This window comes from Candidatus Photobacterium acropomis, from assembly GCF_030685555.1.
In the GTDB taxonomy this organism is placed as follows: Bacteria; Pseudomonadota; Gammaproteobacteria; order Enterobacterales; family Vibrionaceae; genus Photobacterium; species Photobacterium lucens.
Map to the genome: position 1 here is coordinate 3,095,859 of NZ_CP131609.1, position 24,481 is coordinate 3,120,339.

The 24,481-nt window shown below is 42.2% G+C and carries 23 protein-coding genes; 7 read left to right on the forward strand and 16 right to left on the reverse strand.

Going from position 1 to position 24,481, the window contains the following annotated elements; all coding sequences use genetic code 11:
- Positions 1-39: 39 nt before the first annotated feature.
- On the reverse strand, positions 40-567 hold the full coding sequence (rppH, locus tag Q7657_RS20890) for an RNA pyrophosphohydrolase (protein WP_008988445.1): 528 nt from the start codon (positions 565-567) through the stop codon (positions 40-42).
- A 624-nt stretch (positions 568-1,191) separates the two neighbouring features.
- Here rppH and mutH point away from each other — a divergent pair.
- The gene (gene mutH / locus Q7657_RS20895; protein WP_023930997.1) at positions 1,192-1,872 is read left to right on the forward strand and encodes a DNA mismatch repair endonuclease MutH; all 681 of its coding nucleotides are present in this window, start codon (positions 1,192-1,194) and stop codon (positions 1,870-1,872) included.
- Positions 1,873-1,890: 18 nt separating this feature from the next.
- Here mutH and Q7657_RS20900 read toward each other — a convergent pair whose 3' ends face one another.
- Positions 1,891-2,193: a DUF6482 family protein gene (locus Q7657_RS20900; RefSeq protein WP_045068878.1), complete on the reverse strand. Its 303-nt coding sequence runs from the start codon at positions 2,191-2,193 to the stop codon at positions 1,891-1,893.
- A gap of 164 nt (positions 2,194-2,357) precedes the next feature.
- Between Q7657_RS20900 and Q7657_RS20905 the strand changes: the two genes are divergently transcribed.
- Positions 2,358-3,392, forward strand: a complete 1,035-nt coding sequence (locus tag Q7657_RS20905; protein ID WP_107166829.1) for an NADP(H)-dependent aldo-keto reductase — start codon at positions 2,358-2,360, stop codon at positions 3,390-3,392.
- A 55-nt stretch (positions 3,393-3,447) separates the two neighbouring features.
- On the opposite strand, the gene Q7657_RS20910 is transcribed toward Q7657_RS20905, so the two are convergent.
- The 7 genes from Q7657_RS20910 to xerD form a co-directional block, all read right to left on the reverse strand.
- Positions 3,448-3,690, reverse strand: a complete 243-nt coding sequence (locus tag Q7657_RS20910) for a hypothetical protein (RefSeq protein WP_107166830.1) — start codon at positions 3,688-3,690, stop codon at positions 3,448-3,450.
- Positions 3,691-3,964: 274 nt separating this feature from the next.
- A complete protein-coding gene (locus Q7657_RS20915) occupies positions 3,965-5,284 on the reverse strand; it encodes a sigma-54-dependent transcriptional regulator (protein ID WP_107166831.1) in 1,320 nt (439 codons plus the stop codon).
- A gap of 342 nt (positions 5,285-5,626) precedes the next feature.
- Positions 5,627-7,135 (reverse strand): lysine--tRNA ligase, encoded by a 1,509-nt coding sequence (lysS, locus tag Q7657_RS20920; protein WP_008988451.1) that lies wholly within the window; start codon positions 7,133-7,135, stop codon positions 5,627-5,629.
- 32 nt (positions 7,136-7,167) lie between these two features.
- Positions 7,168-8,266 (reverse strand): peptide chain release factor 2 gene (prfB, locus tag Q7657_RS20925; RefSeq protein WP_107166832.1). Its coding sequence is split into 2 segments (ribosomal slippage): positions 7,168-8,190 and positions 8,192-8,266, totalling 1,098 coding nucleotides; the frame shifts between segments, so codons are not numbered across the junction.
- 177 nt (positions 8,267-8,443) lie between these two features.
- Positions 8,444-10,168, reverse strand: a complete 1,725-nt coding sequence (gene recJ / locus Q7657_RS20930; RefSeq protein WP_107166833.1) for a single-stranded-DNA-specific exonuclease RecJ — start codon at positions 10,166-10,168, stop codon at positions 8,444-8,446.
- Positions 10,169-10,282: 114 nt separating this feature from the next.
- Positions 10,283-11,011: a bifunctional protein-disulfide isomerase/oxidoreductase DsbC gene (gene dsbC, locus Q7657_RS20935; RefSeq protein ID WP_107166834.1), complete on the reverse strand. Its 729-nt coding sequence runs from the start codon at positions 11,009-11,011 to the stop codon at positions 10,283-10,285.
- 160 nt (positions 11,012-11,171) lie between these two features.
- Entirely contained in the window at positions 11,172-12,068 is an 897-nt protein-coding gene (xerD, locus tag Q7657_RS20940) for a site-specific tyrosine recombinase XerD (protein ID WP_008988455.1), read from the reverse strand.
- Positions 12,069-12,281: 213 nt separating this feature from the next.
- Between xerD and fldB the strand changes: the two genes are divergently transcribed.
- Positions 12,282-12,803, forward strand: coding sequence for a flavodoxin FldB (gene fldB, locus Q7657_RS20945; RefSeq protein WP_107166835.1), 522 nt, complete (start codon positions 12,282-12,284; stop codon positions 12,801-12,803).
- Between the two features lie 65 nt (positions 12,804-12,868).
- Here the strand turns inward: fldB and brnQ are convergent, their stop codons facing one another.
- Positions 12,869-14,185: a branched-chain amino acid transport system II carrier protein gene (gene brnQ, locus Q7657_RS20950; protein ID WP_107166836.1), complete on the reverse strand. Its 1,317-nt coding sequence runs from the start codon at positions 14,183-14,185 to the stop codon at positions 12,869-12,871.
- Positions 14,186-14,577: 392 nt separating this feature from the next.
- Here brnQ and Q7657_RS20955 point away from each other — a divergent pair, with 392 nt between their 5' ends.
- Both Q7657_RS20955 and srmB read left to right on the forward strand, forming a co-directional pair.
- Positions 14,578-15,288: a tRNA1(Val) (adenine(37)-N6)-methyltransferase gene (locus tag Q7657_RS20955; RefSeq protein ID WP_107166837.1), complete on the forward strand. Its 711-nt coding sequence runs from the start codon at positions 14,578-14,580 to the stop codon at positions 15,286-15,288.
- A gap of 196 nt (positions 15,289-15,484) precedes the next feature.
- Complete coding sequence (gene srmB / locus Q7657_RS20960; RefSeq protein WP_053987938.1) at positions 15,485-16,720, forward strand: ATP-dependent RNA helicase SrmB; 1,236 nt, start codon at positions 15,485-15,487, stop codon at positions 16,718-16,720.
- 85 nt (positions 16,721-16,805) lie between these two features.
- On the opposite strand, the gene yaaA is transcribed toward srmB, so the two are convergent.
- Together yaaA and Q7657_RS20970 are read right to left on the reverse strand one after the other, a co-directional pair.
- A complete protein-coding gene (yaaA, locus tag Q7657_RS20965) occupies positions 16,806-17,579 on the reverse strand; it encodes a peroxide stress protein YaaA (protein ID WP_107166838.1) in 774 nt (257 codons plus the stop codon).
- 103 nt (positions 17,580-17,682) lie between these two features.
- On the reverse strand, positions 17,683-19,110 hold the full coding sequence (locus Q7657_RS20970) for an alanine/glycine:cation symporter family protein (RefSeq protein ID WP_053987940.1): 1,428 nt from the start codon (positions 19,108-19,110) through the stop codon (positions 17,683-17,685).
- Positions 19,111-19,528: 418 nt separating this feature from the next.
- Here Q7657_RS20970 and Q7657_RS20975 point away from each other — a divergent pair, with 418 nt between their 5' ends.
- Positions 19,529-19,711: a DUF3545 family protein gene (locus Q7657_RS20975; RefSeq protein WP_008988462.1), complete on the forward strand. Its 183-nt coding sequence runs from the start codon at positions 19,529-19,531 to the stop codon at positions 19,709-19,711.
- Positions 19,712-19,783: 72 nt separating this feature from the next.
- Here the strand turns inward: Q7657_RS20975 and ung are convergent, their stop codons facing one another.
- Both ung and nfo read right to left on the reverse strand, forming a co-directional pair.
- Positions 19,784-20,446 carry a uracil-DNA glycosylase gene (gene ung, locus Q7657_RS20980; RefSeq protein ID WP_107166839.1) on the reverse strand — a complete coding sequence of 221 codons (663 nt, stop codon included), beginning with the start codon at positions 20,444-20,446 and terminating at the stop codon, positions 19,784-19,786.
- A gap of 90 nt (positions 20,447-20,536) precedes the next feature.
- Positions 20,537-21,385 carry a deoxyribonuclease IV gene (gene nfo, locus Q7657_RS20985; protein ID WP_107166840.1) on the reverse strand — a complete coding sequence of 283 codons (849 nt, stop codon included), beginning with the start codon at positions 21,383-21,385 and terminating at the stop codon, positions 20,537-20,539.
- Positions 21,386-21,707: 322 nt separating this feature from the next.
- Between nfo and grcA the strand changes: the two genes are divergently transcribed.
- Positions 21,708-22,085, forward strand: coding sequence for an autonomous glycyl radical cofactor GrcA (grcA, locus tag Q7657_RS20990; protein ID WP_008988465.1), 378 nt, complete (start codon positions 21,708-21,710; stop codon positions 22,083-22,085).
- Between the two features lie 152 nt (positions 22,086-22,237).
- Here the strand turns inward: grcA and thrC are convergent, their stop codons facing one another.
- Positions 22,238-23,521 carry a threonine synthase gene (gene thrC, locus Q7657_RS20995; RefSeq protein WP_107166841.1) on the reverse strand — a complete coding sequence of 428 codons (1,284 nt, stop codon included), beginning with the start codon at positions 23,519-23,521 and terminating at the stop codon, positions 22,238-22,240.
- A 2-nt stretch (positions 23,522-23,523) separates the two neighbouring features.
- Positions 23,524-24,480 carry a homoserine kinase gene (gene thrB / locus Q7657_RS21000; RefSeq protein WP_107166842.1) on the reverse strand — a complete coding sequence of 319 codons (957 nt, stop codon included), beginning with the start codon at positions 24,478-24,480 and terminating at the stop codon, positions 23,524-23,526.
- Position 24,481 lies beyond the last annotated feature (1 nt).

Genomic DNA, 24,481 nt, shown 5'->3' on the forward strand with positions numbered 1-24,481 from the left:
AAGCCTTATAATCCTTCTATATTGCCGATTGCCTCTATATTACATATGTTTATTTTTGCTATTACGCTTGAATTTTCGCTCTTTCCATTCCTTAAAAGGCATAGCGACAGGCGCAAATTCTTTTAATGCTCGACGGTAAACATCACGCTTAAAAGACACCACCTGTCGAACTGGGTACCAGTAACTTACCCATCGCCACCCGTCAAATTCAGGAGTAGCACCTCGCTGCATATTGACCTTGGACTCATCGCATTCCAAGCTCAGCAAAAACCACTTTTGTTTTTGCCCGATACAAACAGGTTTCGAATCCCACCGTACTAAACGTTTAGGTAATTTATAACGTAGCCAATGACGGCTTGACGCAATTATCCTGACATCTTTTTTGGTTAATCCTACTTCTTCGTACAATTCACGGTACATGGCTTGTTCCGGAGTTTCTCCATCATCAATACCACCTTGCGGAAACTGCCAAGAATGTTGTCCATATCGTCGAGCCCAAAATACCTGGCCATGGCTATTGCAGATAACGATCCCTACATTAGGGCGGTATCCATCGCCATCAATCACTGGACGACCTCAAGTATAAATATCTATTAATAGTGATTTTTTCATAGTAGAAGAGATCGGTAAACAAAGTTTCGATCAGATCGTGATATTTTCCCACCTTCAACACAAATTCTGGATAACTTTGCCTTTGCTATAAGGTTATAAACAATCAAATGAGACCTATCCCACATTTATTCACTCTTTCTGTGGATAGATTTGTGCAGAAAATAAAAAAACGCTTTTTTTATAGCTAATAAAGCCCCAAAAAAAACACCGACCCACACAACTAATAAACAATATAATCAATAAAAATCATAAAGATAAAAAACAAAACCTTATATAATAAATTTAAATAAATATGATATTCACACCTCAAAAAAACGATCGGTCAAAGATCAACCAATTATCTATTTATCCACATCAGATAAAAATTTAGATTGCATACTCGCGCAGCAGGGTGTTGAAAATAGCGTCACACAACTGTTCATTCAAACAGTTAGCGGAAAATAAAATATTTCTTAAAAAATTTCTGTGGATATCTTTTTAAAGGATCTTTTTCTCTTTTTTTAGCCATAAAACTCCCTTATAGCTATGATATGATCCTTGTTCCTATTCTTTTTCCAATAGATGATCATTAGTCTCACCATGCCAGCGATCCCTCAGCCATCAACACCGACAACAGAACAAGAACTACTTGAAAGAGCTCAACAACTTGCCGGATTAACACTGGGGGAGTTAGCCGATCTTGCAGGGATCATCCCACCGCCCGATCTAAAACGCGATAAAGGCTGGGTTGGACAATTACTTGAATGGCATTTAGGTGCTACCGCAGGCAGCAAGCCTGTACCGGATTTTATCGAACTGGGCATTGAGCTAAAAACCATTCCCATTGGTTATAACGGTAAGCCATTAGAAACCACATTTGTTTGTGTAGCCCCTTTGATTGGTGTGCAAGGCTTACGCTGGGAAACTAGCCATATTCGTCACAAATTATCACATGTGTTATGGATCCCTGTTGAAGGAGAGCGCGACATTCCACTAGCTGATCGTCATGTGGGATCTCCCTTACTTTGGCGACCGTCACCAGATGAAGAAGCTCAGCTGAAACAAGATTGGGAAGAGTTAATGGATATGATCGTCCTTGGTCACGTTGAGCAAATCACTGCGCGCCATGGTGAAGTATTACAATTGCGACCGAAAGCAGCCAACAGCAAAGCATTAACAGAAGCTTATGGTGCCAACGGGCAACCCATCAAAACACTGCCTCGTGGTTTTTATTTAAAGACAAATTTTACAGCAGATCTGCTCTCTCGTTATTTTATTTAACGATGGCTATTGTTGTTGCTAAAAGTGCAACACAATATCTTCTTCGCATTGCGATACTTTACCATCAGCAGAAAACTCATCATAAGGATCAGTAAGGCGTAAGGTCATATTGCTGATCCCTACTGATTTTAATAAGGTTTGTGCCTGCTCTATATTTTGAAAATGCAGTAGATTATCTTTTTCATCTTTCAGAGGATGAAGCTGATGTTTATATTCTACTTCCATCAAATAATCTGAACATCCCGCATAGCAACTCAGCACACAATGGGGAATTTTATTCGGTGATGCTTTTAACCAAGGCTTTAACTGAGATAACTTCATTGTTACTCCACGCAAGATAATGAAACACCTAACATTAACTATGTGTCAGTTTTCGCTAACCAGCAAGTCTGGAACATAATATCGATTTGGTATTGAATCTCGCTTCTCAGCGTTAGCGCTTCGGGCTATAGTCAAATAAAAGATCTTAATAGCAAGGATAGCGAATGAAATATCATACGATCCCGCATTCAAGTTTAGACGTCAGTAAAATATGTTTAGGTACCATGACCTTCGGGGCTCAAAATAATGAAGCCGAAGCACATAGCCAGCTAGATTTAGCCATCGAACATGGCGTGAATTTTATTGATACCGCAGAAATGTATCCTGTTCCTCCTAACAAAGAGACTCAGGGACTCACTGAAAGCTATATTGGTAATTGGTTAGAGAAATCAGGATCACGCGACAAGCTGATCATCGCAACCAAGGTAGCAGGTCCACGTAATGTGCCATATATCCGCGATAATATGTCACTCAACCGTCGTCATATTCATGATGCGGTGAATGATAGTCTTGAGCGTCTAAAAACCGATTATATCGATCTTTATCAAGTTCATTGGCCACAACGACAAACTAACTGCTTTGGTAAACTCAATTATCACTACGAAGAAGATCACTCTGGTGTCACACTCATAGAAACCCTAGAAGCGCTTGGTGAATTGGTCAAAGCAGGAAAAGTGCGTTATATCGGGGTATCAAATGAAACACCTTGGGGAGTGATGTCATATTTAAAGCTTGCTGATAAACACGATTTACCTCGTATTGTTTCAATCCAAAACCCATATAACTTACTTAATCGTAGCTTTGAGGTAGGTCTTTCTGAGATCAGCCATCATGAAGGTGTTGAGCTACTCGCCTATTCACCTCTCGCCTTTGGTACGCTGAGTGGCAAATACCTTAATAACGCAAAGCCTAAAGGTGCACGCTGTACTGAATTTCCACGTTTTTCTCGCTACTTTAATCAACAAGGTATTCAGGCAACTCAATCCTATATCAATGTGGCGCATAAACATGGTTTGGATCCAGCACAAATGGCATTAGCCTTTGTAAATCAGCGCCCTTTTGTTGCAGCAAACATTATCGGTGCAACAACCCTTGAGCAGTTAGAAACAAATATCCAGAGTATTGATTTGGTGCTTTCTGAAGAAGTGATGCAAGATTTAGAGCAAGTCGGTATTCAATACTCAAATCCTTGTCCTTAGTGTTTTAGTATCACGTAAATGTTGGCCAGTAAGAGTATCTTACTGGCCTTTCTCTTTACGTGTTATGTCTCAACCGCAGCGTTCGCCTCAAATGACGTACTTTACGTTCAGCATGAACAAGATGGCTTACAGCGATACGACCATCACTTTCCACGCCCACGTCTCGCAGTAAATGTGCTGAATGATAAGGCAGGTAAACACGAACTCGTCGCTGTTGATGCCGCCACAGTGCATCTTCACGTTTAACATCTTGCTGGATAAGAAAAATAGCAAATCGGATATAGATAGACTGGCGCATAATATTCTCCTTGGTTTTCAGTTAAGTTAGATATACCAAAAACAAATATTAACCAATCATTAACACTTAACAAGACTATTTATACTATCCGATTAACTACATGTTTTTATGCTACAAGATCTTATTTTGTTTATATATTAACCAAGATTAAACCGATAACTATATTTCATATCAGCATAAAAAATTAACGACTATTGATAGAGTTAATTCTATTGCGTTCTCAAACAAAAACAGCCACCTTTCGGTAGCTGTTAAGTAAGAGTATCCAACTGAATTAGCCTTGTCGGAAACAACGTGGCGGTGGGATCAAGTCATGTTTATTCAAGAGTCGATACATGGTTGCTCTTGATACCCCCAACTCTCTAGCGGCTGCTGAGATCTGCCCTTTATTGTTTTCTAACACAGTAAGTAGTGCCGTACGCTCCGACTCTTCTCGGATTTTTTTCAGGCTTTGTTTATCTTCAGTGATCCGTGGTATATCGAGTTGTTCAGCTTCAATACATTTGTTTTCAGCCAAGAGTACCGCTCGTTTAATTTGGCTAATTAACTCTCGTATATTCCCCGGCCATTGATATTGCAGCAACATTGCTTGTGCTTGTTCTGAAAATGACTTAGCCACACTATTATATTGTCTGGCGTACTTAAGCAGTAAAAACTCGGCAAGTAACACAATATCACTGCCGCGCTCTCGCAATGCAGGTACCGATAATGAAATCACGTTAAGTCTAAAGTACAAATCACGGGTTAGAGTATCGAGCTCCGACAGATCATCAAAATTATGGCTACTGGTAGCAATAATACGAATATCAACAGTAAGAATGCTGCCATCAGGACGGTAATAAGTTCCATCACTGAGGATTTTTAAGATCTCTTTTTTTCTTTCATCGGCTAACAGCGTGAACTCATCTAATAAAAGCACACCATTATTGGCATAATCGAGATAAGACTGTTGCTCAACATCATCGATCCACCCAGCTTGAACCGTTTCACAATTCACTCGCGCAAATGGCTTTTTAGCGCGAATCGATGCCTGATGTAAGGCTTCTGCGACAACTAATTTACCAGTACCAATCTCACCATTGATCAACACAGGCACGTCACTTAACGCAACACGCTTTACCTGATCACGTAGCTTTTTCATGATCGGCGTATTGCCTTGTAGCCCTTGCTGACCAAATTGTCCTAATTGCGGCCATACTTGTCGTTCAAGTGCTAACATCCCACTTTGGTGACCAATAGTCTGTTTTAAACGCTCACAAGGGACTGGCGTAGAAAAATAGTCTAAACAGAAATTCACAATAAATTGGCTGATCGCTTCATTATTTAATTGCTCATCACGAACGATGGCGATCCAACGTACTTGCTTATTGCGGTTAACCAACGCAGCTAAGCTATGTAAACTAAAATCATCGTTACTTAAATCAACAACCCCGATACAGGGACCCATTTCTAACAACAGTGACTCTGCTGCTCGCAAATCATAACAACGATGACACGACCATCCCGCCGATTCCATTGACGGTAACCACTTTTGATTGACTCCACCAAAGACAACGATGGAATTAGCTGCCCCAATCTTATTTCGTTTATCCATTCCCTAATCGCCCTTGATCACGTTATCACGTAGCACGACTGTCGTTGTAATGTGTATCAATAATAACCGCACCAAAACTGTCACAATCATATCCAGATAAGACACAAATGCGCAACATGTTTACTATTAGTTTAAAACCGAACCAGTTATTTTCATAACAAAAATCATAGATTGTCGGAAGAAGTCACAATCCAGATAAGCAACAAAAGAATTAACATTCATTTTTGATACAACAATGAATCATATGACAACTATCACACAACTAACTGCATATTACTTTTCAGCTCAGACAAAAAAGCCACCGATAAACGGTGGCTTTTATATCATCAAATCAAACAAGTATTAGTTGTTAGATTGAGGACGCATTGCAGGGAATAGGATAACGTCACGAATAGTGTGCGTGTTAGTTAACAGCATAACTAGACGGTCGATACCAATACCTTGACCCGCTGTTGGCGGTAAGCCGTGCTCTAGTGCAGTAATGTAGTCTGCATCGTAGTACATTGCTTCGTCATCACCAGCATCTTTCGCGTCAACCTGCGCTTTAAAACGTTGGTCTTGATCTTGTGCATCGTTAAGCTCAGAGAAGCCATTCGCAACTTCACGACCACCGATGAAGAATTCAAAACGGTCTGTGATGAATGGGTTTTCATCGTTACGACGAGCAAGCGGAGAAATATCTGCTGGGTACTCAGTGATGAACGTTGGTTGCATTAGTTGAGGTTCAGCAGTTTCACCGAAGATCTCTTCAAGTAGCTGACCACAAGTCCAGAAGTCTTCAACATCAACGTGTACAGATTTCGCAATCTTAACCATAAGTTCACGATCAGCAACGCCTTCGTAAGTTAGCGCTTGGATTTCTGCGTGATCTGGGTTGTACTTCTTAATTGCATCTAGCATGCTCATGCGAGCGTAAGGGCCTGCAAATTCAACTTCGTATTCACCGTATGGCATCTTAGAAGAACCTAGAACATCCATTGCGATGCTGCTTAGCATTTCTTCTGTTAGATCCATTAGATCATTGTAATCAGCGTACGCCATGTAGAATTCCATCATCGTGAATTCTGGGTTGTGACGTGGCGATAGACCTTCGTTACGGAAGTTACGGTTGATTTCGAATACACGCTCAAAACCACCAACCACTAGACGCTTAAGGTATAGCTCAGGCGCAACACGTAGGTACATGTCGATATCTAGTGCGTTGTGGTGAGTGATGAATGGACGTGCTGTTGCACCACCAGGGATCACGTGCATCATTGGCGTTTCCACTTCCATGAAGCCTTTGCTTACCATGAAGTTACGGATAGCCGATACCACTTTTGAACGAACAACGAATGCATGACGTGAATCGTCATTTACGATTAGGTCAACGTAACGCTGACGGTAACGCATTTCTTGGTCAGTTAGACCGTGGAATTTTTCTGGTAGAGGACGTAGTGCTTTGGTTAGCAGCTCGTACTCATCCATGTTCACGTAAAGATCACCTTTACCTGACTTATGAAGCGCACCTTTAATACCGATGATGTCACCGATATCTAGACCTGAATATTTTTCTTTCAGCTCTTTTTGAACATCTTTTGATGCGTAAGCTTGAATACGACCAGATACATCTTGAATAGCAAGGAAAGGACCACGCTTAGCCATAATACGACCAGCGATAGCAAATACGTGACCCGCTTCTTCAAGCTCTTCTTTGGTCATTTCACCGTATTTTGCTTCTAGATCTGCCGCTAAACTATCGCGACGAAAATCATTTGGGTGGCCATTTGCTTTGCAGTTTTCGCGGATCATATCTAATTTAGCGCGACGCTCAGCAATCAGCTTATTCTCATCTTGTAATTGATCAGTCATGGGGTAACCCTTAAATTTTTACCGAAATTCGGTTAAAGACCTGATTTCAGGCTTGCTTCAATAAAACGGTCTAAATCGCCGTCCAGTACTGCTTGGGTGTTACGATTTTCCACCCCAGTACGTAAATCTTTAATGCGAGAATCATCCAGAACGTAAGAACGGATCTGGCTGCCCCAGCCAATGTCAGACTTAGAGTCTTCATTTGCTTGTTTCTCGGCATTTTGTTTTTGCAGTTCAAATTCAAACAATTTTGCTTTTAACTGCTTCATTGCCTGATCTTTGTTCTTATGCTGAGAACGGTCGTTCTGACACTGCACCACAATGTTAGTTGGAATGTGGGTAATACGTACCGCAGATTCCGTGGTGTTTACGTGCTGACCACCCGCACCTGATGCACGGTATACGTCGATACGTAAATCAGATGGGTTAATATCGATCGCGATATTGTCATCAATTTCAGGGTAAACAAACGCCGAAGCAAAAGAGGTATGACGACGACCGCCTGAATCAAATGGCGACTTACGAACTAAACGGTGAACGCCCGTTTCTGTACGTAACCAGCCATAAGCATACTCACCGCTTACACGGATCGTTGCTGATTTAAGACCGGCAACATCACCTTCTGACACTTCAATTACTTCAGTTTTGAAGCCTTTCGCATCAGCCCAACGCAAGTACATGCGTAGCATCATGGATGTCCAGTCTTGTGCTTCTGTACCGCCAGAGCCTGCTTGCAGGTCAACGTAACAGTCAGAAGGATCGTGATCGCCTGCGAACATACGACGGAACTCAAGTTTTGCTAGCTTTTCTTCAAGCTCTGCTAACTCAGGTTCGATCTCGTCAAACGTTTCCTGATCTTCTTCTTCTACCGCAAGCTCAAGTAGACCTTCAACGTCTTCAACGCCTTGATCTAACAGGTCGATAGTCTCTACAACCGCTTCTAGTGATGCACGCTCTTTACCTAACGCTTGTGCGCGCTCAGGTTCGTTCCATACATCAGGTTGCTCTAATTCTGCATTGACTTCTTCTAGACGCTCTTTCTTAGCATCATAGTCAAAGGTACCCCCTAAGGACATCAGTACGAGCTGATACGTCCGCTAGGCGGTTTTTAATTGGATTAATCTCGAACATTGCCACTCTTCATAGCCGAAATGGACATAACCGATGGATTCTATCGAATTGTAGATAGAATATACAGAGGGAGAGAAAGGTTATAAGAAAATTTAATAGAAAATGGCGAGATTCTGGACGTAAACAACCGTCAAAACCTCGCCATCCATAAAATCACTGCACAAATCGCCGATAACACTATTTTGCGTTTAAGTGCTCTACCATCAATTGCACACTACGATTACCACGGTATTCATTCACATCTAAACGATACACAAGTTCGATTTGTTGTACTGATGCATCAGGCCAACGTTTCACGTCAACGTTAAAGGCAATCGCATCTATCACACTGCCACCATTAAGGGGTTCAACCATCATCTTAAGATGTTTTCCTCCCACTAACTTTTGATGTAATAAGCGGAAAGTACCGTCAAAACTTGGCTCTGGAAATTGCTGTCCCCAAGGGCCACCAGCACGAAGAATTTCAGCCACTTCAAGGTTTAACTCTTGACTACCAAGTTCGCCATCTGTCAGCAATACACCTTTTAAGGCATCTTCATCCAGTACACTACGTACCACGGCATCAAAGGCTTTACTAAATGCATCCAGTTTATCTTCTGGAATAGTTAAACCAGCAGCCATTGCGTGACCGCCAAACTTTAAGATCATACCCGGATTTTGAGTATCAACGAGATCTAATGCATCACGCATGTGCAAGCCTGCAATAGAGCGACAAGAGCCTTTAATTTCACCGTTACCAGCATCGGCAAACGCAATCACGGGGCGGTGATATTTATCTTTAATGCGTGAGGCTAAAATACCAATCACACCTTGGTGCCAATCACGTTGGAACAACACTAAACCGTAAGGCATATTTTGCTGATTGAACTTTAAACGCTCACAAATCGCCAAGGCTTCATCTTTCATACCTTGCTCAATTTCCTTGCGGGTTTGGTTTAACCCATCTAGCTCAGATGCCATGCGGCGTGCAGCTTGAATATTATCGCAAAGCAACAACTCAACCCCGAATGACATATCATCTAAACGCCCAGCAGCATTAATACGCGGCCCTAATGCAAACCCCAAATCACTGGTGACTAAACGAGAAGGATCGCGATTAGCCACTTCAATTAGCGCTTGAATACCCGGGCGACATTTACCCGCACGAATACGCTGTAAACCTTGGTGAACCAAAATACGATTATTACCATCAAGGGCAACCACATCGGCAACTGTACCTAATGCAACCAAGTCCAGTAACTCAGCAAGGTTTGGCATCGCAATACCTTGTTGCTCAAACCAGCCGTTATTACGCAGCTCTGCACGCAGTGCCAACATCAAATAAAAAGCAACACCAACCCCACATAAGGCTTTTGAAGGGAAACCACATTCATTAAGGTTTGGGTTAACAATGGCATCAGCGATTGGCAGCGTATCACCCGGCAAGTGATGGTCAGTAACAAGTACTTTGATGCCTTTTTCTTTTGCTGCAGCAACACCAGAGATTGAAGAAACGCCGTTATCAACCGTCATGATAAGCTCTGCGCCACGGGCTTGTGCTTGCTCAACCACTTCTGGGCTTAAGCCATAACCATCATCAAAACGGTTAGGTACAAGGTAATCAACGTTTTGACATCCCAGCATGCGCAGCGCTAAAACCGATAACGCAGAGCTGGTTGCACCATCGGCATCAAAGTCACCGACAATGATAATGCGAGTATTATTGGCAAGCGCATCACTGAGCAATTGCACTGCCGCTTCCATACCGTAGAGCTGATTATAATTAAGTAACCCTTTTGCTCCGCGCTCTAATTCAGCATCATTATTGATCCCACGGCTGGCATAAATCCGCTGTAAAATAGGTGGGATTGCATCGGAAAAACCATCCGTATTCGCTAGAGGTCGACGTTTAATTTCAATCATAATCAGGCTTCTTATCAGTATTATTATTTTTTCATAGTAACCAAATCGCAGATAACAAAAAAGCCTGAACATCATGCTCAGGCTTTTCATCATTTAATCATTCACAAAGCTAAATTAGCTTTTTGGTTGGCTATCAAGTAGCTGACGTAGTGCTGCTGGCGGCTGGTAGCCAGGGATCATAGTGCCATCAGCCAATACGATTGCAGGCGTACCGTTTACACCCATTGCAACACCTAGCTCGTATTGTGCTCGAACTAGATCAGGGCGTGGCGTGATCTTACTTTCATCAAAGTTACCGCTCTTAGCATCATCCATCGCTTTAGCACGATCTTTGGCACCCCAAATCGCACTCATTTGGTTAAAGTTACCAGAACGCTCACCACCACGAGGGAATGCTAGGTAGCGCACAGTGATACCTTCATCGTTGTAGCCTTTGATCTCGTTATGCAGTTTACGACAGTAACCACAGCTGGTGTCGGTGAACACGGTAACAACGTATTTTTCGTTCTTTGCAGGATAGACAATCATGTCTTTTTCCATCGCTGCAATTTTGTCCTTGTTCATTTTAGCCATTTTTTGCTCTGTTAAATTAACAGGCTGCGCACCGCTATTTTCATATAAATGACCAACGACGAAATATTTACCATCATCAGTTGTATAAATAACACCACGCTCAGTCACAACTTCATTCAATCCTGGGATTGGTGATGACGCAATCGATGATGGCGTTAAACCAACTTTTTCCAATTGCTGACTGATCGCTGCTTCATTTGGCTTCGCTACCGCAGAAAAAGCCGTTAACGCAACAGCGGTTGCAACAAGAGTTCGACTGATAAAGTGCATTTAATTTATCCTTAATTAATGATGAAGATCTCAATGCTTAATAAGACCCGATTCACCGTAAAATAGTTTCACATTTCACTACGTGCTTGTTAGGCAAGCATAAGTAAACTTAAACATAACGCAAACTCGATACGTTAATTTGCCCAGCACTCTCTCATAATTATGCGCGAGGATGGTGAGTTTGGTGTAATTGTTTTAGTCTTTCTGTCGCAACATGAGTATAAATTTGTGTTGTCGACAAGTCACTATGTCCAAGCAACATCTGTACCACACGTAGATCGGCACCGTAATTAAGCAAGTGTGTCGCAAACGCATGGCGCATCACATGGGGTGATAAGGTTTCCGCATCAATACCCGCTAATACCGCATAATGTTTAATGCGATGCCAAAACGTTTGGCGCGTCATTTGCCTTGCGCGACGACTGGGGAATAACACATCAGAGCTTTTTTCACCTAACAGTTGTGGTCGTCCGGTTTCAATGAACTGCTCAATCCAATCAATAGCGTTTTCTCCCATCGGTACTAAACGCTCTTTGTCACCTTTACCGGTAATACGCACCACACCTTGACGCAAGCTGATGTTTTCCATTGTCAACGTCACTAATTCAGTAACACGTAAACCTGTCGCATAAAGTAGCTCAAGCATAGCTTTATCACGCAGTTCAATCGGATCGTTAACGTCTGGCGCATCAAGCAAGGCATCCACTTGTGCTTCGCTTAAATCTTTCGGTAAACGCTTAGGTAATTTTGGCGTTACCAACATTGCGCTCGGATCATCATCACGCATCTTTTCTCGATGTAAATATTGGAAAAGACGACGGATCGCAGACACCATACGCGCACGTGATGTTTGCTTATAGTCTTTATCAAATAGCCACTGCTGATAACGTTGTAGATCATCAACCGACACATTAATCACATTGCGTGATTCTTGTTTCAGCCAATTTAATAATTTCATTAGATCATTACGATAAGAAGCCAAGGTGTTTTCAGACAATCCTCGCTCCATCCACATAGCATCTAGAAAACGTTCGATAATAACGTCATCGTTTTCCATTTTTCACTCCACTACCTGTGCTAGTACAAGCTAAACACATGGATAAATACACAGTACTTTCTTCATCATAGGGTATTTTTAGCAAAAAGTAACGAGCCTTGTGACAGGGGATCATCAAGTTAAATTTTTCAGCTTGTTTTGCTCACTTTATTGAGCTTGTCAGCGGATAACGGGTACACTGAGCAAATAAGTAAAATAACTAGGATACTCAGCATGAAAATCGGTTTGTTTTATGGCTCAACCACCTGTTATACCGAAATGGCGGCAGAAAAAATCCGCGATTGTATTGGTGCTGAATTAATTGAGCTGCGTAACATTAAAGAAGCAGATATCAGTGAAATGAACCAATTTAATATGTTGATTTTAGGTATTTCAACATGGGATTTTGGTGAGCTACAAGAAGATTGGGAAGCTGTTTGGCAACAACTTGATGGCTTAACTCTGACCAATAAAACCGTTGCATTATTTGGCCTCGGCGATCAAGAAGGCTATACCGAATGGTTCCTTGATGCGATGGGTATGCTGCATGACAAATTACTCGAAGCTGGCGTGCAATTTATCGGTTACTGGCCTAACGATGACAGCTACCAATTTGAAGCATCAAAGGCGCTTACTGAAGACAAGCAATTCTTTGTCGGCCTAGCCCTTGATGAAGACTCGCAATACGAGCACTCCGATCAACGTATCACTCAGTGGTGCGAACAGATCATGCTTGAGTATGCAGAAACGCTATAACCGCAATACAAATGCCTAATAAAAAAGGGATGCACATGGCATCCCTTTTCTCTATCTATCACATATTACGCAAGTTTATCTTGGTGTGAGCCCATCGCTTTACCACCAATAAAGCGTGTGATCACCAATGCAACCAATGTTGGTAGTACCCAAGCCATGCCATAGTTAAATAACGGTAGGCTGCTAAACATCGACACATCGAATTTTAAGTACTTAGCCACATCAATCATACTGAAGATGAAAGAAACCAAAAGTACTACACGGTAAGCCAAACGAGGATTCGGTAACCATTTGCGAACCAATGTGAGTGCAACCAACGCAATCGCCACAGGATATAGTGCAAATAATACTGGCACCGATAGCGCAATCAGCTGATTTAGACCAACGTTCGCCACAACAGCACAGATCACCGCTAACACCACCGCCCACTTTTTGTAAGACATCGGGGTTAATGAACTAAAGTAATCGGCACATGCACTGATCAAGCCAATCGCTGTCGTTAAACATGCCAGTAGCACGATAGCAGATAAGATCACCTGACCTGGCGCACCAAACAGTGCCATTACGTAACCCGTTAGGATCACACCACCATTGCCCGCATTCGGAGCAATCGTTGAACTAGTTGCCCCCAAGTAGAACAGTGAAATATAAACAAATGCTAAACCTGCAGCAGCAATCAAACCTGCGTAGATCAGGTAAGTACACGTTGTTTTCTCATCGCTGATCCCTTTACTGCGGATCACATCAACAATCAACATACCAAACATCAGTGCCGCAAAAGTATCCATGGTGTTATAACCTTCAAGGAAACCTTTGGTAAACGCTTGTGTTGCGTATTCACCTTGTGCCGCTACGATACTTGCTTGCGGATTGATAAATACCGCAACCGCTAATACTGCAAGCACGATAAATAAAGCAGGAGTTAAAAACTTACCAATCATGTCGATAAGCTTACCGCGAGACCAAGCAAAAAAGAGAGCAATCGCGAAAAAGATCACTGAAAAAGTCGTTAAACTTGCTTGACCAGCATCTGCTGATAAAAACGGTTTCACTGCCATTTCATAAGCCACTAACCCTGTACGAGGTGCAGCAAATGCAGGACCGATAATAATAAAGATCAACACTGCCATTAATGTGGCAACTTTTGACGGTAAATCGCGGGTTAAGCCCTGCCAACCACCACCAGCCATGGCTACAGCAATAATACCAACTAAAGGTAAACCTACTGCGGTTACCAAAAATCCTGACATGGCAGAAAGCATATTTTCACCGGCTAGCTGCCCTGCTAGTGGTGGAAAGATAATATTACCTGCGCCTAGAAAGAACGCGAAAGTCATAAAGCCTAACGCTATAATGTCTGTTACTTTGAGTGTCTTTTTCAAACTGCACCTTCCACTCGTTTATGGGTTATGTATTGTGTCTGCTTTTTTTATAATTCTCTGTATTGGTTACACACAGCAAAAGATATAACCAACAAAAGCATAATGGATAAAAACTACACCCTTGGCAATAGCGTAGAAATAAACACCATATAATCCATAAACAGAGCGTAAAATGTAGAATATAAAACCAATTAAATAAAAATAATTGGAATATAAAATCAATCCATTACCAAAGATTAAAATATAAACCAAAAACCAAACAAATAGAACAACATTTTAGCAACAATAAAAACACCGTAATGAAACATCACTTGCAATTATGGTTATATAGAAATCGCTCAATCATTCAATCTGCTTATAATGCTTTGTTTGGTAAAGAAAAAGGATCGGGAATGTCTCGCGGCTTTAGCTTTAAACAATTTCACGTTAATGATCACGGCTGCGGTATGCCTGTTAGCACCGACGGCGTATTACTCGGCGCATGGGCTGCGCTACCACAACAAGGAAAATTGCTTGATATCGGAACAGGGAGCGGCTTGCTAGCATTAATTGCAGCACAAAGAGCCCCCATGCTATCTATTGAAGCGATTGAAATTGATCCACAAGCTGCCAATGCTGCTCGACAGAACTTTGCCGCCTCGCCTTGGCATGAACGCTTACATTGTATTGAACAAGACATCACTTTATGGCTGCAAGACCAACCAAGTAACAGTGTCGATGGGATCATTTGTAACCCACCCTATTTCAACTTTGGTCAACAAGCAGAATCGCAACATCGTGCTACCGCGCGTCATACTGATACCTTTACCCATCAACAGTTATTACACACCCTTGAATATCTATTAACCGAGCAAGGGGTTGCAAATATTATTCTGCCAACTTACGAAGGCGAATGCTTAATTGAAGCGGCGAAAGCGTTTAACCTTCATTGTATTGCAAGGTGTGATGTGCAAACGACTGAGAAAAAAACACCGATTCGATTACTTCTACAATTAAGTAAAATGCAGCAAACATGCCTTTCGCAGCATATTTGCATCCATAAAGATGGTGATTACTCAAAAGAATTCAAAGTGTTAACGAAAGACTTCTACCTTAAAATGTAAGCGACTAAGGTATTTTTACAGATTAAGAACGCAGGAATAATCATCAAGTTTTGAAGTTTTTATGTTTTAATCGGTGTCACTTACGGCAAGAGTGGCTATAATGCCGCCCCTTAAATATTTAATACCCTTGTTGTTATCCTTTGCATTAGCATAGTGATAACCACATACATAGCATTTGTCTTGGGAGAGATAACTGGTGAAAGACTTTTCCGAATTAGAGTTAGATAGCGAACTGTTACAAGCGATTGAAGAAATCGGCTACAGCCGCCCAACCGTGGTGCAGGCGCAAGCTATCCCTCATGCCCTAGACGGTAAAGATGTAATGGCTTCTGCGCCAACAGGGACCGGAAAAACAGCAGCCTTTCTTCTACCGATGATCCAACACTTGCTGGACTTCCCGCGTAAAAAGCCGGGACCTGCACGTGTATTAGTATTAACACCAACCCGTGAGCTTGCGATCCAAGTTGCCGATCAAGCACGTGCTTTAGCAAAACACACCATGCTAAAAGTCTTCACTATCACGGGCGGTATTTCATACGACGAGCATGCTGAGCTATTGGGTAAAACCCAAGATATCGTGGTTGCGACACCTGGTCGTTTAATGGAATACATCGAAGCTGAGAAATTCGACTGTCGTGCTATTGAATGTCTGATCCTTGATGAAGCAGACCGCATGCTAGACATGGGCTTTGGTAAAGTGGTTGAGCGTCTAAACCATGAGTGTCGCTGGCGTAGCCAAAGCTTACTATTCTCTGCAACCCTTGAAGGTAAAGGTGTTCGTGAGTTCTCAGAAAAGATCCTAAACGAGCCTGTAGAAGTAGAAGCGGAGCCTTCACGTCGTGAACGTAAGAAGATCCACCAGCTTTACCACCGTTGTGACAACATGGAGCACAAGCTAGCACTATTAGAAAACATTCTAAAAGAGCAAGCAGAGCGCACCATCATCTTCGTTAAAACTCGTGAGCGCCTAGCTGTGCTTCGTGGTCAACTAGAGACAATGGGGATCCCTTGTAACTGGATCCAAGGTGAGATGGCACAGTCGGCACGTAATAACATGATCACCCGTTTTCGTGATGGCGTGATCAACGTATTAATTGCAACCGACGTTGCTGCTCGTGGTATCGACTTACCAGATGTTAGCCATGTTGTTAACTTCGACATGCCACGTACTGCGGATGTTTACCTACACCGTATCGGTCGTACAGCCCGTGCAGGTAAGAAAGGTACCGCCATTTCATTAATTGAAGCACACGATCAAGCAATGATTGAACGTGTTAGCCGTTACATGAAAGAAGAAGTGCCAGAGCGCTTTATCGATGGTCTACGTCCAACAACGAAAAAACCATCAACGGTGAAGAAAAAGAAAAAAGTCGATAAAAAGACGAAAGTTGCGAAGCAGAAGAAAAAGCTTAAGAAAGCGAAAAAAGCATAATCGCAATAACGCTTTAAAATCTCACAAAAAAGGGCTGATGATTCAGCCCTTTTCTTTTATCTGTTTTCGTGTTGGCAATGCGTTCTTATTGCTCTTCACGCTTAAACACGAACTCTTTCTCTGTCGATTCAGCTTCAACAAAATAATAACCTGCGGTATCAAATTGCTTTAGTGCTTCAATCGATGAGATCTGATTATCTAAAATATAACGCGCCATCATGCCACGTGCTTTCTTCGCGTAGAAACTGATCACCTTATATTGACCATTTTTACAGTCTTTAAATACTGGAGTAATTAGCTGCGCATTTAGCTTCTTCGGTTTTACTGATTTAAAGTATTCATTTGAAGCGAGGTTAATAAGAATATCGTCGCCTTGCTCAGCTAATGCTTGATTCAGTTTGTCAGTAATAATATCGCCCCAGAACTGATACAAGTTAGTACCACGAGGGTTCGCCAGCCTAGTACCCATTTCTAAACGGTAAGGTTGCATTAAATCCAATGGACGCAATAAACCGTACAAACCAGAAAGCATACGCAAATGCTGCTGAGCATAGGCAAACTGCGCTTCCGTCATACTCTCTGCATCAAGACCAGTATAAACATCGCCTTTAAACGCTAAAATAGCCTGACGTGCGTTATCTTGAGTAAATTGTGGCTGCCACTCAGCAAAACGTGCCGCATTTAAGCCAGCAATTTTATCGCTCACTTTCATTAAGCTCGCAATGTCCATTGGCGTTAACTCACGACATACATCGATAAGCTCTGCAGAGTGCTCCGTTAGCTCTGGCAAAGTATAGGTTGATGTTGCCAATGGCGATTCATAATCAAGGGTTTTAGCGGGGGAAACCACAATTAACATAAGGCTTTTTCCTTTAAAGTCTGACTAGAAAAGACTATCACTAAACAACAAAAAAGCCACTTAGAAACTAAGTGGCTTTAGTTATTTCAGCAATAGGAGCACGCTATGATTTGCTCTTATCCCAAATACCTTCTTCTAGCTGGGCATGAAGCTCTGGGTAATCATTACTATCAAACGTTGGTACTTTCCCCTGTGATAACTGCTTATTGTAATCCGTCGCCAGTTTCACCACGGTGCCAGACAACAAGACAATCGCTACAAGGTTGATCAATGCCATCATACCCATCGATACATCCGCCATCGCCCACACTGTTGGTAGATCCGCTAACGCGCCAAACATCACCATGAACAGTACCACGACACGGAAAATGTTCAGTCCCGCTTTATGATTATGCTCAAGGAAGATCAAATTGGTTTCTGCGTATGAATAATTCGCCACTAATGAAGTAAAGGCAAAGAAGAAGATTGCCACGGCTATAAATACTGAGCCCCAATCACCCACTTGTGAACTTAACGCTCGTTGTGTTAATTCAATCCCCGTGACTTCACTGTGTGGTACGTATTCGCCTGACATCAAAATAATCGCAACCGTCGCTGAACAGATCACAATGGTATCCATAAACACCCCTAGCATCTGTACATAACCTTGCGAAGCGGGATGTGGCGGATAAGGGGTTGCAGATGCTGCCGCATTCGGTGCCGAACCCATCCCCGCTTCATTAGAGAACAAGCCTCGTTTCAAACCATTGATCATCCCTTGGGCAATGGTATAACCCAATGCGCCTGATGCCGCCTCTTCTAGACCAAATGCACTGCGGAAAATCATCATGATAATATCTGGCAGCTTTTCAATGTTAACCACCATGATAAACAGCGCTAACAGCAGATAACATAACGCCATTGCTGGTACTAAAATTTCTGCGGTACGGGCAATAGCTCGCAGACCACCAAAAATAATCACCCCAGTCATAATAACCAGCGCAATACCGACATACACAGGTGACCAACCAAATGCCACATGTGCCGCTTGGCTAATCGAATTTGCCTGTACCGAGTTAAACACTAAACCAAAAGCAACGATCAAAAAGACAGAGAACATCACGCCCATCCAGCGCATGCCTAAGCCCTTCTCCATATAATAAGCAGGACCACCACGGTAATTACCGTCATCATCACGGGTTTTATAAAGCTGTGCGAGTGCACTTTCAGCAAACGCCGTTGCCATTCCCAACATGGCAATTAACCACATCCAGAAGATCGCCCCCGGACCACCTAAAGTCAGTGCGACCGCAACCCCAGCCATATTGCCAGTACCGACCCTTGCCGCCAGACTGGTACACAAGGCTTGAAACGATGAGATCCCCGCACTGTCTGATTTACGACTATTTTTCATCACTTTGAACATATGACCAAAGTGACGGAACTGAATAAAACTCAAACGATAGGTGAAATAGATCCCAACACCGATCAGTAAATAAATGAGTACTGAGCCCCAAAGTAAGTCATTTAAAAAGTTTATTTGACTGGACAAGTGAGTACCTTCTAAAACGTAGTACGTATTTGATAAAAATATAAACCGCTAAATCATTAACAATTTAGCAATAAATTCACGCTGTTTTTCTAATCGTTATTCTTGATTAACAAGCGTACCCTGCTCTTTATAGTGTGGCTTAAAAAACCGAGCTTTATTACCACATCACATGTACTAAGGGTATATATTTACAGTAAATAATGAAAAATAGTTAAGCGAATCCAAACATAAATTCTGCACCACTGCGAGTTATTTACTCCAAATTTCGGTCATAAACAGGATATATTTGACCTTTTTCACATAAAAATTTCATCTTTGAGCAACAAATGAGAAACACTTCAATTTTACTCTACCCCATATTGTGATACTTAATGACCTTGTAGCTTATAGTTAGCTAGATCATAGGAAGAGGTGCTTTATGGATAGCTTTGCATTTGATGATATGTTCGCAACAGATACGGTTTCTCGTCGCACACGTGCTAAACCAGAAAAACGTAAATGGCGCGAAATTGAAGCCTTAAAAGATCGTCAACGACTTCGCCGCGAGCTTCAGGACATGGATATGTGTGGCAGTTATGATGCGGATGAATTCGACTTTTAACCTAATTGACCTAAACAAAAAATAAAACGCCAGCATCTCGCTGGCGTTTTGTTATCTGCGCTATCTCTCAGTTTATACTTGCCAATCGATCGGCGTTTTCCCCATCTCCGCTAATAACTGATTTGTTTTAGAGAAATGCTGACAGCCAAAGAAGCCTCGATACGCTGATAACGGTGACGGATGCGCTGAATGCAATACGTGGTGACGTGTTTTATCTATCTTCTTACCTTTCTTTTGCGCATGTGCACCCCACAACAAGAAAATCACGCCTTCAGTATTATCATTGATATATTCAATCGCGCGATCTGTAAATGTTTCCCAACCAATCTTCGCATGTGAGTGAGCATTACCTTGCTCGACAGTTAATACCGTATTTAATAGCAACACACCTTGCTCAGCCCATGGCTGTAAATAGCCATGCTCGGGAATAGTAAAACCGTCGATATCAGTCGCTAACTCTTTATACATATTTGCCAGTGACGGTGGTGTTTTCACACCCGGTAATACCGAGAAGCTAAGACCATGCGCTTGCTTAGGTCCGTGATACGGATCTTGACCTAAGATCACGACTTTGGTTTTCTCAAGTGGCGTACTGGTAAACGCATTAAAGACATCTTCTTGAGGAGGATAAACCACTTTACCAACATTGCGATCAGCATCGACAGCCTGCTCAATATCGGTGAAATATGCTTGCGTTTGTTGCTGCGCTATAAAAGTAGACCAACTGGCGGTCATAAATCACTCCTCATTTATAATCTATACGGCGTAAGGGTATCAAAAAACGATAAATCATAAGAGGAAGATCACCGCTTCCTCTATATATAGTTACTTTTCTGCCGAAAACGCACGCAGAGTGGCAATTTCTTGATGCCAGATATCAGGATTAATCGTCTCTAGAATAAGTGGGATATTATTAAAACGATCATCTCGCATTAAATAGCGGAAACAATCCCAGCCGATCTCCCCTTCACCTAAGCTGTGGTGGCGATCTAAATGACTACCCAAGCCACCTTTTGAATCATTTAAGTGCATACCACGTAAATAATGCATGCCAACCACATTATCAAATTCAGCGAATGTGCGATCAGTCGCGGTCTCACTGCTCAAATCATAACCAGCAGCAAAGGTATGACAGGTATCAATGCACACCCCAACACGGCTTTTATCTTCTACTTGATCGATAATTTCCGCTAAATGCTCGAAGCGCCAACCTAAATTTGACCCTTGTCCTGCGGTATTTTCGATCACTGCAACCACATCACTGACTTCTTGATGAGCCAAATTAATCGACTCTGCGATAAGTTTTAAACAATCTTTTTCAGAAATTTTTTTCAAATGACTGCCCGGATGGAAGTTCAAAAGGTGTAATCCAAGCTGGTTACAACGGGACATTTCATCAATAAAAGCCGCACGTGACTTTTCTAACTTTTCCGTCTCTGGGGCGCCTAGGTTAATTAAGTAAGAATCATGGGGAAGAATCGCATCAGCGTTATACCCCAATTGCGCACAGCGAGCTTTAAAAGCAGCGATAGCATCCGCTTCTAGTGGTTTAGCGACCCATTGGCGTTGGTTCTTAGTAAATAGTGCAAACGCATTTGCATTAATCTTTTCAGCGTTAGTCGGTGCATTAAATACACCACCAGCTGCGGAAACATGAGCACCAATCAACTTCATAGTAAAATACCTTACAAACAGCACTTGGCATTACTAGCCAAACGCACACAAAAAAGAAACATCTGATACATAACCAATCATTAATTATGTAGTAAAATTACAACATATTGATATTAAAATATTTTTTGTTATTTCATATTTTTTGTTGATTAACCATAAAAATGGCGTTAGATTGACTTAGCTCAATAAAACAGCCCTATTTAATTTAAGGTTTTTTGTTGTAATTTGATCTCAATCAATGCACAGGAGACCGAGTTGAACTATATAATAAATAGCTCAACAAAAATGGATAAATTTACGCCAAAACTCTTGGAGAAAAGTTATGATTACTGGTATTCAAATTACTAAAGCAGCAAACGACGAACTACTAAACTCTATCTGGATCCTAGACAGCGAATCAAACGAAGCACGTTGTGTTTGTGCAGCATCTGGTTTTGAAGCTGACCAAGTTGTAGCTCAATCAGACCTAGGCGATATCGAGTACCGTGAGCTAGCTATCGAAGCACCAGCTAAGATCGAAGGCGGTCAGCACCTAAACGTAAACGTTCTTAAGCGTGAAACGCTAGAAGACGCAGCTAAGCACCCAGAAAAATACCCACAGCTAACAATCCGTGTTTCTGGTTACGCAGTACGTTTCAACTCACTAACTCGTGAGCAACAACAAGACGTTATCGCACGTACTTTCACTAACAGCCTATAATTCTGTTAGCGACCTTAATTTAAGGTACGTAGCAATAAAAAAACGGCACAGAGTGCCGTTTTTTGTTATCTGTCTTTATGCTCTGCATGAGTAGAATACTAAAAAAGGAGCCGCAGCTCCTTTTTGATTTTCAATTCTCGCTCAATAAATCCCTATTGAACTGAACGTAATACGGCTTTCACAGCTTCAAAATCATTACCACGCTCTAGTGATAACAACTCCATCGCATTGTGCTTCGCCAAAGGCCCTGGTAATGGAATGTCTGTCTCTAAGATTTCATCAACCACTTCTTTAAATTTCGCAGGGTGCGCGGTACATAAGAATAGGCCAGTTTCACCTTCATTCAACTGCTCGTTAAGAATACGATAAGCAATCGCACCATGAGGCTCACACAAATACCCTTCTGCATCCATCTGCTTTAAGGTCTCAGCTGTTTGATCATCTGTTACCGCGCCATAGCCTAGCTCGCTCAAACCCCAGCCTTTAAGCTGACATAGCTCTTCGATACGTGGCCAGTTGTTTGGTTGACTCACATCCATCGCATTTGAAATAGTCGGTACTGTCACTTTCGGTGACCATTCACCTGTTTGCAAGTAACGTGGCACTGTATCATTAACATTCGTTGCCGCAATAAAGCGTTTAACTGGAAGACCAAGCGATTTCGCCAATAAGCCGGCAGTTAGGTTACCGAAGTTACCACTTGGCACTGAGATAACAACCTCTTTGCGCTCTGCTTTTGGCAGTTGTGCTACAGCTTCAAAGTAGTAACAGATCTGCGCCATTAAACGGCTAATGTTGATCGAATTGGCAGAGTTTAGACCAACTTCTTGGCGCAATTCTGCATCATCAAAGGCTTGCTTCACCAACGCTTGGCAATCATCAAAAGTACCGTTAACTGCAACAGTGGTAATGTTCTTGCCTAGTGTACAAAACATTTTTTCCTGTAGCGGGCTGATCTTGCCTTTCGGATACAGGATCACCACCTTGATGTTATCCATGCCATAAAACGCATGAGCAACAGCAGCACCAGTATCACCTGATGTCGCAGTCAGAATGGTAATTTTACCGTCACTATCTGTTACAGCAGCCAGTGATTGCGCCATGAAACGGCCACCAAAGTCTTTAAATGCTAAGGTTGGGCCGTGAAACAACTCTAACGCATACACGCCATCTTTTACTTTATTGATTGGTGCAGGGAATTGAAATGCTGTATCAACCATTTGGCTAACTGTCTCAGCACCGAGTTCATCACCAATGAAAGCCGATAAGATCTTGCTGCTGCGTGAGATAAAATCCATCTCTAGTAACGCATCAATATCACCTAACTGTGGCAACTCTGATGGAAAGAATAGGCCTTGATTACGACCTAAACCTTGACGTACCGCCTGACCAAATGAAACCTGCTCTGCGTGTTCTTTTAAGTTATATAACTTCATTGTTAAAGCTCACTTCCTGTTACTTTTGCGCCCAAGCTGTCAAGACGACAGACATGAACAAATCCTTCATCATTTTGAACATAATGTTCTTCAAGCCAACGTGCAAGTCGTTTAGCTACGTCTAAATCGGTACAAATACTAAACATGGTTGGGCCTGAGCCCGAAATCCCACTCGCAATCGCTCCAGCATCTAATGCATATTGACGTGCTTTAGCAAAGCCTGGCAGTAGTTTTTCACGATAAGGTTCTGCCACCACATCTTTGATCATTTTAGCGGCTAACAACGGTTGATTTGAGTGACAAGCGTGAATAAAGCCCCCTAAGTAACGACCATGAGCAATCACATCTTGACGACGATATTGCGCAGGTAAAATCGCACGGGCTTCAGCGGTCGGTACTTTGATCCCCGGATACGCCATCACCCAATACCAATCATCAAAACAAGGCACTTTTTGGCTGATAATACCCAGCTCTTCAACCATAAATTGCAAGCCCCCCAAGTAGCATGGAGAAACATTATCATAGTGAAGACCACCTGATATCTCGCCTTCCATTTCACCCATTAGCGCTAATAATTCGGTTTCATTGAGCGGTTGATCATGAAAACGATTAAGTGCATCAAGGGCTGCCACAATCGAACATGCGCTCGAGCCTAAGCCCGAGCCAATAGGCATGTTTTTCTCTAGCGTCATAGCTACAGGTAATAGTTTGATTGCTTTTTTATCTAGCTCACGGGCAAATACCTGCCAGCAGCGATAAACAATATTTTCTTCAGCTTGTTGCGGCAATTTATCAACAAATGCACCAACACACTGCAAGCTAAATGGCGTATCACCATCAGCCACTTTCACCCGATCACCTAACAAGGTGCCATCAATAGGAGAAACCGCTGCACCTAATACATCAAAGCCTACGCTGACGTTACCAATCGATGCAGGAGCATAAACAACAACACTCATT